This window comes from Brevibacillus sp. FSL K6-2834, from assembly GCF_038592925.1.
Classification (GTDB): Bacteria; Bacillota; Bacilli; order Brevibacillales; family Brevibacillaceae; genus Brevibacillus; species Brevibacillus borstelensis.
In genome coordinates, this window is the sequence record NZ_CP151945.1 from 4,983,291 (window position 1) to 5,000,152 (window position 16,862).

Here is a 16,862-nt window from a genome sequence, read left to right on the forward strand (position 1 = left end):
TGTAACTCGATATGTCAATGACAGAAAAGGGAACAATACAATATGGCACTGTATCTACGAACATGTCGTTGATACAAACGGAAGGACGCCCGAGGAATTATCAATTCAATAGAGTAACCACATGAAGATGGTTACGCTGAAGTGCGACATCCAAAGGGATTTCACCGTTATCTTTTTTGATGGTTTTATTTGCACCAAATTCAAGCAACAACTTGATCATTTCTTCATGGCCGTGGAGTGCGGCTTCATGAAGTGGAGTCCACCCACCTTGCTGAATTGCGTTCACTTCAGCGCCATGCTTGAGTAGCAGTTCGGCAACGTCGACTTGGAGAGTGGCTACCGCAGAGTGAAGCGGCATAACCTTCATGTCGTTCTTTGAAGCCCTGTTCACATCTGCTCCCTTCTCCAACAGATATTCGACAATATCTTTGTGACCCAGATACGCGGCCAGCCCTAGAGCTGTAAAGCCATCATTCGCATAGGCGTTCACTAGGTTCGGTTCAGAGTCGACCAGCTCTTGCACTCGATCTAGTCTACCGGAGGCAGCAGCTTCAAACAGGTCCAGCGGGATATCCTGTTCTAGAAGGTATGCAAGCGTAGCTCTTGCTCCGTTGTAGATAGCGGTTAGGACAGGCGATTGGCCGGTCTGAATACGGAGTTGGAGTAGTGTTGGGTTCGATTGGAGCATATCTTTTACACCCCCGACGTCGTCCTTCACAATTGCCTCTAAAAATTCCTGTACCATGTATTCATACCCCCAAATAATAGTAACCTGCGTTGAGATGAACGTTGCTCTATACAACCATTTTAAGGCAATAGCACAAGTTTTTCGATTCATCACCATAACCCGTGCTAGACATTGAAAAAACGCAGATGTTCCTCTATCGTGGGAGTTGTCGAGACAACCACTGAAAAGGAGGAAATCTGCGTTGTGCCTTGATTTTAGCACAGACTTTGTCAGACTTCCATCATTCCATCTCACTCATTGGGAAAAAACAACGGAAACGGATTGGATCGCTGTTCTGGAACCGAATTCTGCTTGTTATCTTTGTCCGATCTGTCTCCGAGCCAGTACCAACCATGCCCGTCCTGGACGGCGTATTCTTCGTCATCGTTTCGTTCCTTCTTGGGGGACCGTCTGGGTATCCGTTCCCGTGTATCGCCAGCGCTGTGCGAGTTGTGGGCTTACATGGACAGTGGAATGGAACGGTATCCCGCCTCGAGGATTGGTCACCTCTGCTTTTCAAGAGATGGCGGTGGATATGTGCCGCGGCCGGGATTTGCTCTCGGTTGCCAAGCAATTGAGTGTGGCCTACTCGACACTCGAACGCTGGTACTACCAACTGGCCCCCCAACGCCTTGCTCAACCAAAAGAACATGAAGCTCCTGAAGTGGTCTGTCTGGATGAGTTTGCGTTGCAAAAAGGACATAAGTACGGCGTGAACCTCATGGATGCTCAAACCGGTCATATCTGGCAAGTCACAGAAGGACGTTCACGTGAACAGGTACGAAACGCCCTGCAGCAATGGCCCTTTCGTAAGGCTCCCCATGTAGTTGTCACGGATTTGGCTCCAGGAATGGCTGAAACAGTACGCCAAGTCTGGAAGCATACCCTTGTGGTAGCAGATAAATTTCACGTGATCCAGCTTTTCTCGAAAGCGTTGGAAGCTACCCGAAAACGCACTCATGCTCGTGGAACACATCGTCGGGGCAGACATGAGCAACGCCTGCTCCATACGATCCCTGACAAGCTGAAGCCCGAAGAGCTTCAGGAACTGAAGAATTGGTTAGCAGAAGATCCACACCTCAAACGACTCTACTTTGCGCTTCAAGACATAAGAACCGTGTATGCCGTTCAAACCCAAGAGGCAGGCGAGGAAGCACTTCAGAAATGGATTGACGACCATCTCTATTCTCCGACTCCTGCGGTTCGTTCCATTGCCAAAACGATTGTCCAGTGGCGAGAGCCCATTCAGAATTATTTCTCCTTTCGGGTAACGAATGCCAAGATTGAAGGGACACACAACAAAGTGAAGGTGATCAAACGAAGAGCCTACGGCTACCGCAATCTAGAGAGATTCAAGATTCGCATTAGACTGGAGTGTAAACCGGCTACATAACTACGAAAAACTGCGATAGAGGGAGATCAAGCACGTTTTACGGTGAAGAGCTTGTTTAAACCAATTATTATAATTCTTTCATAAATTACATAAAATAGGTTTCCTGGGCACAATAAAAAATCGTATGGACATACCTTCTCATTTTCTATGGTCAGTTACAAAGAATTGTTACCTAATCATGTATTTACTTTAGGCTGGTTTGTTCATCGGGGGGAAATTAGTACAAAGAGGCATTCATCATCGGAATTTCTAGCAAACCGTCTTCCCCAAAGGTATCGTTTGCTTTAGCTCAATCTGCTCTAACTCTGTTTCCTTACTCTTCCTCCCTCTCTTTTCTGCTCGCACGCAAACCGAGTATGCCCGTAGCAAGAAAACATCCGGCGATGAGGAACTGCAAAATAAACCAGGACCAAATCCGTTGATGGCTCGGACCATTTCCGACAGGACCGACATGAGGCTGATACGACTCCCATAATCCCAGGAATGCAAATATCATCATGATGCCAGCCATACAGATGATGAATATGGAACGCGTCTGCGACATCTTTACTCCCTCGCCCAATTTGGGTTTTCTTCCGATCACGGTGTAAATCGTGCTTTCAACGTATATTTTAGCATATTCTGTAAACTCATCCTTCCGTTCCCCATGTCCGCCGGTGTGAACGAGAAATAAGCTGCCAGAAAACATATCCGTATAGCTGCTGTCTTCCTCTTTGATAACAAAAAAGACGGCACAGCATGCACCGTGCCATCTCTTTGTTCATAAAACGTTTACTGACCGATAATGTATTTCTCCAGCTCATCCAGAACCATGTTCGCGCAGATTACACCGCCGGAGGTATTCCAGACAACGTCATCCACTTTGAAAGCTTTGTTGTTTTTCACGACATTCAGGTTTTTCCAAAGCGAATCATTTGTCCACTCTTGTTCCAGCTTGCTCGCCTGGCCATCACCGGTTTCGTAGGAGAAGTAGAACATGATGTCGCCGTCCATTTCCGGAATGCGCTCTTTCGTTACCTCATCAGCAAACTTGTCTTGATCCTGGCTTGCAGGACGGGCTACGCCCAGGTCTTTCAAAATGGTTCCCAGGAACGTGTCTTTGTAGTAAATGCGTACTCGTCCAGGCATGAAGCGAACGATCGATACTTTTGTATTCAGCTTGTCGCCGGCTTTTACCTTGAAGTCTTCAACACGCTTGTTCCAATCGGCAATGACTTGCTCGCCCTCGGCTTTCTTGTTCAATGCTTCCGCGTACAGCATGAAGTTCTCTTTCCAGTCGCCGCGCGGCTCTTCCACGAATACAGTCGGAGCGATTGCTTTCAATTGCTCGTAAATTTTTTCGTGACGGAATTTCATACCGAGAATCAGATCAGGTTTGAGCGCCATGATCGCTTCCAGGTTTGGCTGGGATTCGGAACCGACAACCTTAGTGCCTTCCAGGTGCGGCTTCACCGGCTCATAAAACTGAGTCGGATCGGTAAAGGAGCCAACTGCGCCCACCGGCTTCACACCAAGCTTCACCAGTGTCTCGACGCCTTGAGCAGTCAAAACGACGACGCGTTGCGGTGTACCTTTAATTGGCGTTTCACCCATAGCGTGCTTCACTACATATTCCTTGTCGGAGCCGCCGCTTGCATTGCCGGTAGTTTGTCCAGCCGGCTGCGTTTGGTCTGCCGGTTTTTGCTCCGCCTGTTGGCCACCGCAACCGGTGACGATCAGCAGAAGAGCCATGAGAACGGAAAAGAACATCTTTCCTTTGGTCCCCTTGTATGTACGTTGAAACATGATGATGACTCCCTTCGGGTTGTATTCGAATCAATGAGAATGAGAATGTGTATCACTGACACTGAATATCCTACAACCAAGCCTGGGAGGAAGTCAACAACAAATTGATAATGACTCTCAAAATCATTGACAAGAAAAATCCCTACATCTAAACTTATCATTGGATACGCTGTTCGCAATTGATCGAGACAACTCAACCTAAGGATGAAAACCTGTTATGAAAGCTTTGCTATCCAATACTTATTTAAAGATTTTGGGAGTGGGATTCTTCCTCTTGCTTCTGGCGTACTTGAGTTACGCCAGTCTTGTTTTTGGCATCGTGGAAACAAGCTGGCACACAGCGATCGATGCCTTTACACAGTTTAACGGTACCAATGAACATATCGTCATCAAGGAGGTGCGCGTCCCCCGCGTCCTCAACGCCTTGGCCGTAGGGATGTGCCTGGGGATCGCAGGTACGCTGCTGCAAGCGCTGACCCGCAATCCGATCGCCGATGTCGAACTGTTCGGGCTAAACGCAGGGGCCGCTTTCTTTGTGGTCGTGGCCATCACCTTCTTTGGCATCAGCTCTTTGACGCAGTTTACATGGATCGCCTTTCTCGGGTCTGCGGTCAGCGGCGTCGTAGTCTACCTGCTCGGTTCTCTCGGGCGTGACGGAATGACGCCTGTCAAGCTTACCTTGGCCGGAGCCGCCATTACCGCATTGGCTGCTTCCGCACGTCACGGCATGATGGTATTAAATGAAAAATCTGTGGATGAGGTGCTGTTCTGGCTCTCCGGGTCAGTGGGCGGACGAAAGCTGGAATTTTTGACCGCAGTCTTTCCTTATATGATTGTCGCCTGGATCATCGCCTTCCTGCTGGCCCGTCCCATCCAGACCTTGCTGATGGGGGACGACGTCGCAAAAGGCCTCGGTCAACGCACGATGATGGTGAAGCTGGCCGCAGGCGCTACGATCGTCCTGCTGTCAGGCAGCTCTGTCGCTGTAGCCGGTCCGATCGGCTTTGTCGGATTGGTCACGCCACATCTTGCCCGCTTTCTCGTCGGGATTGAGACGCGCTGGGTGATGCTGTACAGCGGCCTGTTGGGAGCGGCTCTCTTGCTTGCTGCCGATATCGGCGCGCGTTTCGTCGCCAAGCCCGCAGAAGTGCCTATCGGCGTGATGACCGCCCTGATCGGCATTCCGTTCTTCATCTACGTGGCACGAAAGGGGCTGGACAAAGGATGAAAGGCTACCTGACTCTGCGCCCCGGCAAGCGCTTGTCTTCTTTTCATTTGCACAGAAAATCGATATGGGTGACCGTGGCCGCCGCCATCGCCACATTGGCTGTCGCGGTGATCAGCCTGGGGATGGGAGAGATGAAGGTCTCTCCGCTGGACGTCCTCAAGGTGCTGATCGGCATGGGCGACGAGCAAAACACCCTGCTCGTTCAGCAGTTTCGCATGCCGAGGGTTGTCGTCGGCATGCTGGTCGGCGCTTCCCTTGCCGGAGCCGGTGCGATTATGCAGGGGGTCGTTCGCAATCCCCTGGCCGCCCCTGATATTCTCGGTGTTTCCGGCGGCGCTTCTGTGGCCGCAGTTGCATTCCTGCTTTTTTTTGAGACGGTGAGCATCAAGTGGCTTCCGCCGGTAGCGTTTCTCGGGGCAACACTGATCATGTTCCTGCTGTACGCTCTCGCCTGGAAAAAGGGGGTGACACCGCTCCGCCTCGTCCTGATTGGCGTGGGGATCAAAATCGCCGCAAGTGCCGTCGTCACCATGCTGATCATGTTCAGCCCGTTCCTGTTGCAAAACAAAGCCATTCTTTGGCTGACCGGCAGTATTTACGGGGTGTCCTGGGCAGACGCGCGGATGATTCTCCCTTGGACAATCGGGCTGCTGCTTCTCGCGGCGCTGATGGCCAGACGGGTCAATATCCAACAGCTGGGCGACGATATTTCCATGAGCGTCGGAAGCACGGTGCAGCGGGACCGCTTTTTCCTGCTTCTGATCTGCGCAGCTTTGACCGGTACAGCGGTCTCCGTAGGCGGTGAGATCGGCTTCGTCGCTCTCCTGGCTCCGCATATTGCCAAGCAACTGATCGGGCCGTCATTTGGCAGCGCACTGCCCCTTTCCGCCTTTATCGGGGCACTGATCGTCTTGATTGCTGATTTAATCGCCCGCATGGCGTTTACACCTATCGACGTTCCGGTCGGCGTGTTCACTTCCGCCGTCGGTGCACCGTTTTTCATTTACCTGCTGTACAGAAACCGAAATCGCTAAATGAAAGGAGACGGATCAGCGTGCATGCTCTGGAGACCCGTCAACTCACTTTGTCGTATGGGGAACGGAATATTATCGAGTCGCTTGATTTGACCATTCCGCGGGGAAAGATTACTGTCTTTATCGGCAGCAACGGCTGCGGGAAGTCCACGCTTCTGCGTTCGCTCGCACGGCTGCTGAAGCCAAAGGAAGGCGCGATCCTGCTGGACGGCGAAGCGATCGCCAAACGGCCTACCAAGGAAGTGGCCAAACGGCTCGCCATCCTGCCCCAAGGCCCGGTCGCTCCTGAGGGACTGACGGTCCTGCAGCTGGTCAAACAAGGCCGCTATCCCCATCAAAGCTGGCTGCAGCAATGGTCCGAAGAGGACGAGAAGATGGTCGTCAAAGCATTGGAGGCGACGCAGCTTACCGCTTTGGCCGACCGTGCCGTTGATTCGCTCTCCGGCGGCCAGCGCCAGCGCGCATGGATCGCCATGACACTGGCGCAGGGAACAGAAACGATCCTGCTGGACGAACCAACCACCTATCTGGACATGTCCCATCAGATTGAAATTCTTGATTTGCTCTACGATCTCAACCAGACCGAGCAGCGGACGATTGTCATGGTGCTGCACGATTTGAACCTCGCCTGCCGCTACGCTCATCACATCGTGGCCGTGCACAACCAGAGCGTATTTGCCGAGGGAAATCCTCATGACGTTATGAACGAGGAGCTCGTCCGGCACGTCTTCCAGATGGAGTGCCAGATCACCCGCGATCCGATCTACGACACGCCGATGTGCATTCCTTTCAGCAAAAGCCGTCTGGGTGCTGGTGCAACTGCGGGTTCAGGTGCCAATACAGAAAAGAAAGAGCAAAAAATCGCGGTACACGCCTAATCGGTGAATCACCTGAGTAACGAACGACAATGACTGTCAAAATAAGCAAGGCTTCGCTGTATTACGGCGGAGCCTTTTTTATGCCTGCTTGATTTAGTCTGGGTAAACTTTCTGAAAGTACAAGGAAATCTATGTAAAATGGAGAATCCTTCCTATATACCCACTGAAAGGAGCTGCTACCCTTGCACAGTATCGGCATCCCCGGTCTCATTCTTATGTCGGTTGTCGTCATACTGCTCATACTCTTTGTCATCTCCCTTACAGCCTTTATCCGCAAGCTTCTCCAAAATTCGAGCACGCGCAGCGACGGGCTGAAACAAATCGAAGAGAAGCTCGATCGGCTGATCGAACTCCAGGAGCGCAAGGAAGACCGCGATCAGAACAAATGATTCCCGCTGGCGACTGCTGCTGCCTGCGTAAAATTATTTTTCATGTTCGCATCCGAAAAGAAAATCCGATGTTTCTGCCGTCACTATACGGGAGCACCCGATTTTTTAAATCTCAAGAGATCAACCATCCCTGAAGTTTATTTGCTTCATACTCCAAACCCCTTTTGACTATTTCTCCGCACAACCGTTCATTCGTTTCCGAATCGTCCATCGCCTGTTGCCAATAGTCTCGATAAAAGCCAATTCCCCCTTCTTTGAGAAATAACGGGCCTCCCCCGTCACATAAAAAGAGCTTCCTCCTGTTCAAGGAGAAAGCTCTTTTCAAAAGACTGCAGGAAAGCAACCCTTACTTCTTTCGAGTTGCAACAAAGCTCGCAGCCCTTGCTTCTTCAAGTTGCCTGAAGGACCGCAGCCCTTACTTCTTCAAGTTGTAAAAAGCAGCACGGCCGCCAAAGCGAGCGGTATCGCCCAGCTCGTCTTCGATGCGCAGCAATTGGTTGTACTTCGCCACACGGTCGGTACGGGACGGAGCGCCGGTTTTGATTTGACCCGCGTTGGTCGCCACAGCGATATCGGAGATGGTGGAATCCTCGGTTTCGCCGGAACGGTGCGAGATGACGGCTGTGTAGCCTGCGCGTTTCGCCATTTCGATGGCGTCGAAGGTTTCGGTCAGGGTACCGATCTGGTTTACTTTCACCAGGATGGAGTTTCCTGTGGAAGACTCGATGCCGCGCGCCAGACGCTCGGTGTTGGTCACGAACAGGTCGTCGCCGACGAGCTGCACTTTTCCGCCCAGACGGTCAGTCAGCTTTTTCCAGCCATCCCAGTCGTCCTCGGACAGGCCGTCCTCGATGGAGATGATCGGGTATTTGCTTACCAGATCCTCGTAGAAAGCGATCATTTCGTCTGTGCTCTTCACGACGCCTTCGCCTTCAAAGTGGTAGCTGCCGTCCTTGTACATTTCGGTAGCGGCCACGTCCAGTGCGAGGAAGACGTCCTTGCCCGGCTCGTAGCCTGCATTTTTGATCGCTTCCAGGATCGTGGTAATCGCTTCTTCGTTGGATTTCAGGTTTGGCGCGAAGCCGCCCTCGTCGCCCACAGCGGTGCTCATGCCTTTTTCATTCAATACCTTTTTCAGGGAGTGGAAAATCTCTGCTCCGGTGCGCAGCGCTTCCTTGAAGGACGGAGCGCCTACCGGCATCACCATGAATTCCTGAATGTCGACGGTGTTGTCCGCGTGCTTGCCGCCGTTGAGGATGTTCATCATCGGCACGGGCAGTGTCTTTGCGTTGAAGCCGCCCAGATAGTTGTACAGGGAAACGCCGAGAGATTCAGCAGCCGCGCGAGCGACAGCCATCGATACGCCGAGGATTGCGTTTGCGCCCAGCTTCGCTTTGTTCGGAGTTCCGTCTAGCTGGATCATTGCCATGTCGATGCCGACTTGATCCATGGCATCCATGCCGATCAGCTCAGGAGCGATAATCTCGTTTACGTTTTCGACGGCTTTCAAAACGCCTTTGCCGAGGTAGCGGGATTTGTCTCCATCGCGCAGCTCAACAGCCTCGTATGCACCCGTAGAAGCACCGGATGGCACTGCAGCACGGCCCATCGAGCCGTCTTCCAGATACACTTCCACTTCTACTGTCGGATTTCCGCGAGAGTCCATGATTTCGCGTGCATAAACATCGGTAATCATCGCCATTTGCCATCCATCTCCTTATGATCGCTTTTCATGTATAACCAATTCCGTTACACATACATTCATACCTATTTGAACATCATTCGGTCAAGCTCTTCGTTTTGCAAAATATTTTTCCCGGCAAGTTTATTTCACAGTCAATGGCTTGCCTGTCATCTCTGGAGGCTGTTCTACACCCAGAAGCTGGAGCATCGTCGGGGACAAATCGGCCAAAATGCCGTCTTCCCGCAGCGTCAGGCCTTCGCGCGTGACAATGACAGGTACCGGGTACGTGCTGTGCGAGGTGATCGGACGTCCCGCCTCATCGAGCATCAGATCGGCGTTGCCGTGATCGGCTGTGATGATGGCGACACCGCCTTTGGCGATGATAGCGTCCACCACTTTTCCGAGGCAGGCATCTACCGTCTCGACCGCCTTGATCGTCGGCTCCATCTTGCCCGAGTGGCCAACCATGTCGCAGTTGGCAAAGTTGAGAATGATGGCGTCAAAATTCTCCGCCTCGATCTCTTTCACGACCGCCTCCGTGACTTCCGGTGCGCTCATCTCCGGCTGGAGATCGTACGTCGCTACCTTCGGGGACGGGATCAGGATGCGGGTCTCGCCCGGGAATTCCTGCTCGCGGCCGCCGCTGAAAAAGAACGTGACATGCGGGTACTTTTCCGTCTCGGCGATGCGAAGCTGCTTCAAGCCGTTCTGGGAAAGCACCTCGCCCAGCGTATTGTCCAGATTGGCCGGCTTGTAGGCCACATACCCGTCGACCGACTCGGAAAAATGAGTCAGGCAGACAAAGTACAGGTCGCGCGGCCGACCTTCCCCGCGGTCAAATCCGCGGAAGTCCTCGTTGGTAAACGCCTGCGAGATCTGGATCGCGCGGTCTGGACGGAAGTTGAAGAAGATGATCGAATCGCCGTTCTGGATCGTGGAAACAGGCTTGCCCTGATCGTCCGTGATCACCGTCGGCATGACGAATTCATCCATGATCGACTTCTCATACGATTCTTTTACGGCCTTGATCGGGTCGGTATAGGCTGGGGCATCTCCGTACACCATGGCGCGGTACGCCTTTTCGATCCGCTCCCAGCGCTTGTCCCGATCCATCGCGTAATAGCGGCCCTGCACCGTCGCAATGCGGCCTACGCCGATTTGCTCGATCTTTTGCTGCAGCTCTTCAATGTAGCGAACCGCACTGTCCGGGGCCACGTCGCGACCGTCCAAAAAGCCGTGAATGAAGACGCGGTCCACATCCTGCTTTTTCGCCAGCTCCAAAATCGCAAACAGGTGGTTGATGTGGCTGTGCACACCGCCGTCGGACAAAAGTCCGAACAAGTGCACCTGCTTGCCGTTTTGCCTGGCGTGCTCGAACGCGCCCACCAAGGTTTCGTTCTCAAAAAAGTCGCCTTCCTGGATGGACTTCGTGATCCGGGTCAGATCCTGATAAACAACCCGTCCGGCACCGATGTTCAGGTGGCCGACCTCGGAGTTGCCCATCTGCCCTTCCGGCAGGCCGACAGCCAGTCCGCTCGCCTGAAGGGTTGCATGCGGGTACTGATTCCAGTAGCGGTCAAAATTGGGCTTTTTGGACTGCGCCACGGCGTTTCCGTACGTCTCCTCCCGCAGGGCGAATCCGTCCAAAATGATCAGGGCTACCGGTTTCGGACGTTGTGTCATGGTGTTCCCTCCTTATTTGGCGCCTTTGACCAACGCAAAAAAGCTGTCTGCCGTCAAGCTTGCGCCGCCTACCAACGCGCCGTCGATGTCCTTTTCGGCCATATAGCCGCCGATGTTCTCCGGCTTTACGCTTCCGCCGTACTGAATGCGGACTTTATCGGCTTCCTGCTGCCCGAAGCGCTCGGCAATCACGCTGCGGATAATCGCAATGGTTTCGTTGGCATCCGCTGCCGTCGAGGACTTGCCCGTTCCAATCGCCCAGATCGGCTCATAGGCGATGACTACGTCTGCGAGCTGATCCGGGGTAACGTCTGTCAAAGCGGCTTCCGTCTGTTTGCGAACGACTTCGGCCGTTTTGCCTGCTTCCCGCTCCTCCAGGCTCTCTCCGACGCAGACGATCGGACGCAGGCCGTGCTTCAGGGCTGCCAGCGTCTTCTTGTTCACGCTCTCGTCTGTTTCGTTAAAGTACTGGCGGCGCTCCGAGTGTCCAATGATCACATAGCGGACGCCGATTTCCTTCAGCATCAGCGGGCTGATTTCTCCCGTAAATGCGCCCTGCTCCTCAAAATGCATGTTTTGTGCGCCAAGGGCCACCTCTGTCCCTTTCAACGCTTCGGCCAATGCCGCCAGTGCCGTAAACGGCGCGCAGACTACTTGCTCCACGCCTGCTACAGCATCCCGCTGTTTTACAGCTTCGGCGAATTGCTTCGCCTCCGCAATCGTTTTAAACATTTTCCAGTTTCCTGCCACTATCGGGGTTCTCAAGAGGAATCTCCCTCCTATTCGTTATCCTGCAAAACGGCCACGCCCGGGAGCTCTTTGCCTTCCATGAACTCCAGGGATGCGCCGCCGCCGGTAGAAATATGCGTCATGTGCTCGGCTACGCCCGCTTTCTCGACAGCTGCCACGGAATCGCCGCCGCCGATAATCGTCGTGCCCTGACATGCTTCCATTGCTTTGGCTACGCCAATCGTACCGCTGGCAAACGCGTCCATTTCGAATACGCCCATCGGTCCGTTCCAGACGACGGTCTTGGAGTCGACGATGACCTTGCGATACAGCTCGACTGTTTTCGGCCCGATGTCCAGCGCCATCCAGCCTTCCGGAATGGCATCGATGGAAACGGTCTGCTTGTCTGCGTCTGCGGCAAACCGATCCGCGACCACTACGTCGACCGGCATCAGCAGCTGTACGCCGCGTTCTCTCGCTTGCTCCATCAGCGTGCGAGCCAAGTCCAGCTTGTCATCCTCGCAAAGGGATGCGCCGATTCCGTAGCCCTGCGCTTTGAGGAACGTATTCGCCATTCCCCCGCCAATGATCAAATGGTCTACTTTCGTAAGCAGATTTTCAATCACGGCGATTTTATCCTTCACCTTCGCCCCGCCGACGATGGCTGTAAATGGCCGCTCTGGACGGGACAGCGCGCTGCCGAGGAAGCGGATTTCCTTTTCCATTAAAAGCCCGGCTACGGCCGGTATGTAATCTGCAATGCCTGCCGTGGACGCATGAGCCCGGTGAGCGGCGCCAAAAGCGTCATTGACAAACAGGTCAGCCAACTGCGCAAAGCTTTTCGCCAACTCTGGGTCGTTCTTTTCCTCGCCGGCATGGAAGCGGACGTTTTCCAACAGGATGACGTCGCCGTTTTGCATTCCTGCAACTGCTGCTTCCACCTCCGGACCGACAGAATCATTCAGCTTCTTTACTTCTGTTCCCAAAAGCCCGGACAAATGCTGCGCGACCGGAGTCAGTCTCATCTCTTCGACTACTTGTCCCTTTGGACGGCCGAAGTGGCTGGCCAGAATCACCTTGGCCCCTGCGTCCCGCAAAAACCGAATCGTCGGCACGGCAGCGCGAATCCGTGTATCATCCGTAATCACGCCGTCCTGCATCGGCACGTTGAAATCGACGCGGCAAAAGACCCGTTTTCCTGCCAGATCTGTATCGCGGATAGACTTCTTGTTCATGAACGATCCTCCCCAGTAGAATGGCTTCCCGAAAATAGTAACATCCCCATATGGGAAAAGGGAGAGGCTGCTCTCCCTTTTTCACAACAGTTCTATTTTACGTGTTACAAGCCGCGCTGTGCAACAAAATGGCAGAGGTCTACGACGCGGTTGGAATAGCCCCACTCGTTGTCGTACCAGGAGACTACCTTCACCATGTTGCCTTCGAGCACCATCGTAGAGAGCGCATCGATTGTGGAAGAATCCGGGTTGCCGTTGTAGTCGGAAGAAACGAGCGGTTTTTCGGAATAGCCGAGAATGCCTTTCAGCGGTCCTTCAGCGGCTTCCTTCAGTACGCCGTTTACTTCGTCTACCGTTACGTCTTGCTTCAGCTCGACTACCAGGTCCACGACAGAGACGTTTGGAGTCGGTACACGCATCGCGAAGCCGTTCAGCTTGCCCTTCAGCTCAGGCAGCACCAGCGCAACCGCCTTTGCCGCTCCTGTAGACGTCGGAATGATGTTTTCGGCTGCTGCACGGGCGCGACGCAGGTCTTTGTGCGGCAGGTCGAGGATTTGCTGGTCGTTGGTGTAGGAGTGAACAGTCGTCATCAGACCGCGAACGATTCCGAACTTCTCATTCAGCACTTTGGCAAACGGAGCCAGACAGTTGGTCGTGCAGGAGGCGTTGGAGATGACAGTGTGCTTCTCTGCATCGTATTTGTCTTCGTTTACACCCATAACAATCGTGATGTCTTCGTTTGTAGCCGGTGCGGAAATGATCACTTTTTTCGCGCCGCCCTCCAGATGTTTCGCAGCGTCCTCGCGCTTGGTGAAACGGCCGGTAGATTCGACGACGATCTCTACGCCGTAGTCCGCCCATTTCAGAGCAGCCGGGTCGCGTTCAGCCAGTACCTTGATTTCCTTGCCGTCTACGACCAGTGTATTTTCATGCGCTTCGACTTCAACCGGAAGCACGCCATGTACCGAATCGTATTTCAACAGGTGAGCCAGCGTAGCGGCGTCTGTCAGGTCGTTGACCGCCACGATTTCCACGTTCGGGTTGTTCAGTGCTGCACGGAATACATTGCGGCCGATACGTCCAAATCCGTTAATCCCTACTTTTACCATAAAAAATACCTCCTGCTCTCTACATCGCTTTTTTGTGTGGTAGAAGACTGCCCGGGGCCTGAAAGGTTCGGGCGGTTGCTATCGTCAGTACAGGCAAAACAAATGAGAAGAATAAGTAAGGCAATATATCTAAAGTGGGAATGCCGAGCGTCACCGACATGACCATCGCGAGGCCGTTCCAAGGAATCAGCACAGGCATGACCAGCGTCGCATCAAGCATCGTCCTCCCTAAAAACACGCTTCCTTTTTCCATGCGGCTAAACCGCGGCAGCAATGTCGGGCCCATCACCAGGATCGGAATCGTCTGGTTGCAGCTGATCATGATGACCAATAGGGACAAAAGCACGGCCTTCCCGGCCAGGATGACTGTGTTTTGCGTATCCCCCATCATTTTCTCGACGAGTGGCGCCAGCAGGTTTGCTTTGTTCAGGATTCCGTTCAGAAAGCCCGCCAGCGTGATCACCACGAGGACACTCAGGATGGAGAGCATTCCTCCGCCGTGCACGAGCTGATCCAGCGTTGTGCCAGTGTGCAGCTCATAGCCATAGAGGATAGAGCGCCCCATCTCTGCGAACTGCATCGGTACAGTGGCGATGACTAGTACCGCTGCCGTGACAAGGCCGTACAGGAGGGCCGGAATCGCCTTTACCCGGCAGGCAAATGATCCGACCAGCACCAGCAGCGGCACGAGCGGCAGCAAGCCGATGGAGAAGAATTGCCGCAGAAGTCCTTGGTATTGCCCGATCATCCCGGTCTCGCTCGCCCCTTGCCGGAAGAGGTCAAGCCCCAGAAACATCAGTGCCGTGATCGCGACCCCCAGCAAGGCAGGCCAACTGCTTTTGCGCCCCTCTCCCTCTTGCACGCCAATGGTGCTGAGAATCAGCAGGCGGCTGCTGGAAATCGGAGAAAACCGCTCTCCGACCATCGCTCCGCTGATCAGAGCGCCAGCCACCATAGCCGGAGAAATGCCGGCCGTATGGGAGATGCCCATCAGCGCCAGCCCGACCGTGCTCAAGGTGCCGACCGAGGTGCCCAGCAGATAGCTGGTTCCGGCCGACAGTAAAAAGGAGAGACTCAGCATGTACTGCACGTCGACTACAGACAGTCCGTAGTAAATGATCGCCGGGATGGTGCCGCCCATCATCAGGAACGGGATGAGCAGCCCGACCAAAAACAGGATGATCAGGACCGGCTTCGTCTGTTTAATTCCTTCCCGGCCAAATTCCCACTGCTTGCGCCAGGAATACCCAAGTCTTTTTACACTAACCAGTGTGACCAAGATTGCCAAAACAATCCCCAAAAACAGCGGAAAACCGAATGTCAAACTGAGCGCTATGCCGACAATCAGCGAGACAATGGGAAGGACCGTCAGGAATTTCATCGTGCGCACTTCCTTTGCGTTACAGTCGCTCGGACAAAATCGCCAGTGCTGCTCCTTCGTCCGTAATAAGTACATTTTGGCACGACTGTCTGGCAAAGGAAAGAATCGCTTTTGCCTTGCTTTCTCCTCCGGCGATGGACAGCACCGTCTCGGCCCGCTGTACATCCTCCAGCTGCAGCCCGATCGTGGGCATCCGGTGTACGGTTTCTCCTGCGGCATTGAAGTAGTAGCCGAACGCCTCCGATACCGCGCCAGCCTCCTGCAGCTCTGCCAGCTCTGCTTCCGAGTAGTTCCGCCGCTTCGCCATCGCGAGCGCATCGCCGATGCCGTGAATCACAATCCGCGAATGCTGCAAAAGCGAGAGCACATCCTGCACCTGCGGCTCCTTCATCAGCGTTTGCAGGGCTTCCGGGTGAAGCCGGTCAGGAACGTGGAGGAGCCGGTACGAACTGCCTGTCTTGGCTGCCATGGCGGAAGCGAGGGTGTTTGCCTGCAGCTCTACGCGCTCGCCCAGACCGCCGCGGGCCGGGACAAACTGCACACCCCGAAAGGATGGCGCCGGCGACAGATGATGGGCAACGCTCGCGATCGAGGTTCCCCCCGTCACCGCCACGATGTCTCCTTCGCGGATGTACTGCTTCAGCATCCGGGCGCCGACCCGTCCCAGCTCTTCCTTTACCCAGGGAGAGTGGTCCGCGTTTCCCTGCACTACGATCACGTGCGGGATGCCGAGCAAATGCTGCAGACGCTCAGCCAGCTCGGTCAGCCCGAACAGGTCGCCCATCAGAGGCTCCATCTCCTCCAATATGCGCTGGCCCTCTTCGCTGAGGCTCATGCCTGCCGCTGTCACATGCAAAAGTCCGGTTTCCTTCAACAGCTCAACCTCGGCCCGGAGGATCCGCTCCGTGCTTTGCATCGCTTGGGCCAGAGCCCTTCTCCCGATGGGCTGCAGGTGGTAAACAGACCGCAGCAGCATGTAGCGGCCCCGCATAACCTCGATCAGGTCAGGAAGCAGTTTTTGTTGCATTTCGATAAATCGCCGCATTGTCTGTACGTCCTTTTTGCCAAGGTTTTTCTAATCGGGACATTTTTCGTCCCTGTACATACATTTTACGTCCCGCTTAGGGCAAAAAAATAAAACTTCAGCTTCATTTCGAATGTAGCACAAATGTAAATAACATGCAAGATCCCTCCGCTGATTTGCAGAGGGATCTGACATGACATTACATGATAATATGCCCGGCTCTCGACTGCACGCAGACCGCTTGCAGGTAGCGGACAAAGGATCAGAGGTTTCCGGGCTTTCTGCCTCGGTCTACCTACTTTTCCTCCCCGGTTTTTCTGGCCGCGCGCTTCGCCAGCTCGGCATGCAGCTCCTCCCAAGTGACCACATGCGTTACCGACGGAAATACTTCCTCGCCGTCAATCTCTACTACGGGAATGACAAACATGTACCGCTCATGCAGCGCGGGGTCTTTCTCAATATTGACAAGCCGCAGCTCCAGCGGAAATTCCTCCCGCAACAGAAGGATCAGTTGCTCCACCTGGTCGCAAAGATGGCATCCGGGGCGGCCGTACAGGACGATTTGAAATGGCTTTGAACTCAT

The 16,862-nt window shown here is 53.9% G+C and carries 16 protein-coding genes; 5 read left to right on the top strand and 11 right to left on the bottom strand.

What is annotated here, in order from left to right; translation table 11 throughout:
* Nucleotides 1–100: 100 nt before the first annotated feature.
* Complete coding sequence (locus NST96_RS24215; protein WP_172920223.1) at nt 101–745, bottom strand: ankyrin repeat domain-containing protein; 645 nt, start codon at nt 743–745, stop codon at nt 101–103.
* 184 nt (nt 746–929) lie between these two features.
* Here NST96_RS24215 and NST96_RS24220 point away from each other — a divergent pair, with 184 nt between their 5' ends.
* Nucleotides 930–2,120: an ISL3 family transposase gene (locus tag NST96_RS24220; protein ID WP_172920624.1), complete on the top strand. Its 1,191-nt coding sequence runs from the start codon at nt 930–932 to the stop codon at nt 2,118–2,120.
* 313 nt (nt 2,121–2,433) lie between these two features.
* Here NST96_RS24220 and NST96_RS24225 read toward each other — a convergent pair whose 3' ends face one another.
* Both NST96_RS24225 and NST96_RS24230 read right to left on the bottom strand, forming a co-directional pair.
* The gene (locus tag NST96_RS24225) at nt 2,434–2,808 is read right to left on the bottom strand and encodes a hypothetical protein (protein WP_031933206.1); all 375 of its coding nucleotides are present in this window, start codon (nt 2,806–2,808) and stop codon (nt 2,434–2,436) included.
* A gap of 83 nt (nt 2,809–2,891) precedes the next feature.
* A complete protein-coding gene (locus NST96_RS24230) occupies nt 2,892–3,905 on the bottom strand; it encodes an iron-siderophore ABC transporter substrate-binding protein (protein WP_024984605.1) in 1,014 nt (337 codons plus the stop codon).
* 217 nt (nt 3,906–4,122) lie between these two features.
* On the opposite strand from NST96_RS24230, the gene NST96_RS24235 reads away from it, so the two are divergent.
* The 4 genes from NST96_RS24235 (at nt 4,123) to NST96_RS24250 (ending at nt 7,434) form a co-directional block, all read left to right on the top strand.
* A complete protein-coding gene (locus NST96_RS24235; RefSeq protein ID WP_003392585.1) occupies nt 4,123–5,133 on the top strand; it encodes an iron ABC transporter permease in 1,011 nt (336 codons plus the stop codon).
* Nucleotides 5,130–6,167 (top strand): iron ABC transporter permease, encoded by a 1,038-nt coding sequence (locus tag NST96_RS24240; RefSeq protein ID WP_024984607.1) that lies wholly within the window; start codon nt 5,130–5,132, stop codon nt 6,165–6,167. Before NST96_RS24235 ends, NST96_RS24240 begins: the two co-directional genes overlap by 4 nt.
* A gap of 20 nt (nt 6,168–6,187) precedes the next feature.
* Complete coding sequence (locus NST96_RS24245) at nt 6,188–7,045, top strand: ABC transporter ATP-binding protein (RefSeq protein WP_342404902.1); 858 nt, start codon at nt 6,188–6,190, stop codon at nt 7,043–7,045.
* Nucleotides 7,046–7,227: 182 nt separating this feature from the next.
* A complete protein-coding gene (locus NST96_RS24250; RefSeq protein WP_172920300.1) occupies nt 7,228–7,434 on the top strand; it encodes a DUF4083 family protein in 207 nt (68 codons plus the stop codon).
* 415 nt (nt 7,435–7,849) lie between these two features.
* Here NST96_RS24250 and eno read toward each other — a convergent pair whose 3' ends face one another.
* The 8 genes from eno to NST96_RS24290 form a co-directional block, all read right to left on the bottom strand.
* Nucleotides 7,850–9,136, bottom strand: coding sequence for a phosphopyruvate hydratase (gene eno / locus NST96_RS24255; protein ID WP_342404905.1), 1,287 nt, complete (start codon nt 9,134–9,136; stop codon nt 7,850–7,852).
* 123 nt (nt 9,137–9,259) lie between these two features.
* Nucleotides 9,260–10,801 (bottom strand): 2,3-bisphosphoglycerate-independent phosphoglycerate mutase, encoded by a 1,542-nt coding sequence (gene gpmI / locus NST96_RS24260; RefSeq protein ID WP_122958727.1) that lies wholly within the window; start codon nt 10,799–10,801, stop codon nt 9,260–9,262.
* Nucleotides 10,802–10,813: 12 nt separating this feature from the next.
* Entirely contained in the window at nt 10,814–11,566 is a 753-nt protein-coding gene (gene tpiA, locus NST96_RS24265; protein ID WP_024984609.1) for a triose-phosphate isomerase, read from the bottom strand.
* A 14-nt stretch (nt 11,567–11,580) separates the two neighbouring features.
* Complete coding sequence (locus tag NST96_RS24270; protein ID WP_172920298.1) at nt 11,581–12,765, bottom strand: phosphoglycerate kinase; 1,185 nt, start codon at nt 12,763–12,765, stop codon at nt 11,581–11,583.
* A 104-nt stretch (nt 12,766–12,869) separates the two neighbouring features.
* Entirely contained in the window at nt 12,870–13,874 is a 1,005-nt protein-coding gene (gap, locus tag NST96_RS24275; RefSeq protein WP_003392565.1) for a type I glyceraldehyde-3-phosphate dehydrogenase, read from the bottom strand.
* Nucleotides 13,875–13,893: 19 nt separating this feature from the next.
* Nucleotides 13,894–15,255, bottom strand: coding sequence for a Na+/H+ antiporter NhaC family protein (locus tag NST96_RS24280; RefSeq protein WP_122958725.1), 1,362 nt, complete (start codon nt 15,253–15,255; stop codon nt 13,894–13,896).
* Nucleotides 15,256–15,274: 19 nt separating this feature from the next.
* A complete protein-coding gene (locus NST96_RS24285) occupies nt 15,275–16,300 on the bottom strand; it encodes a sugar-binding domain-containing protein (RefSeq protein WP_003392561.1) in 1,026 nt (341 codons plus the stop codon).
* 274 nt (nt 16,301–16,574) lie between these two features.
* Complete coding sequence (locus NST96_RS24290; RefSeq protein ID WP_003392559.1) at nt 16,575–16,862, bottom strand: glutaredoxin family protein; 288 nt, start codon at nt 16,860–16,862, stop codon at nt 16,575–16,577.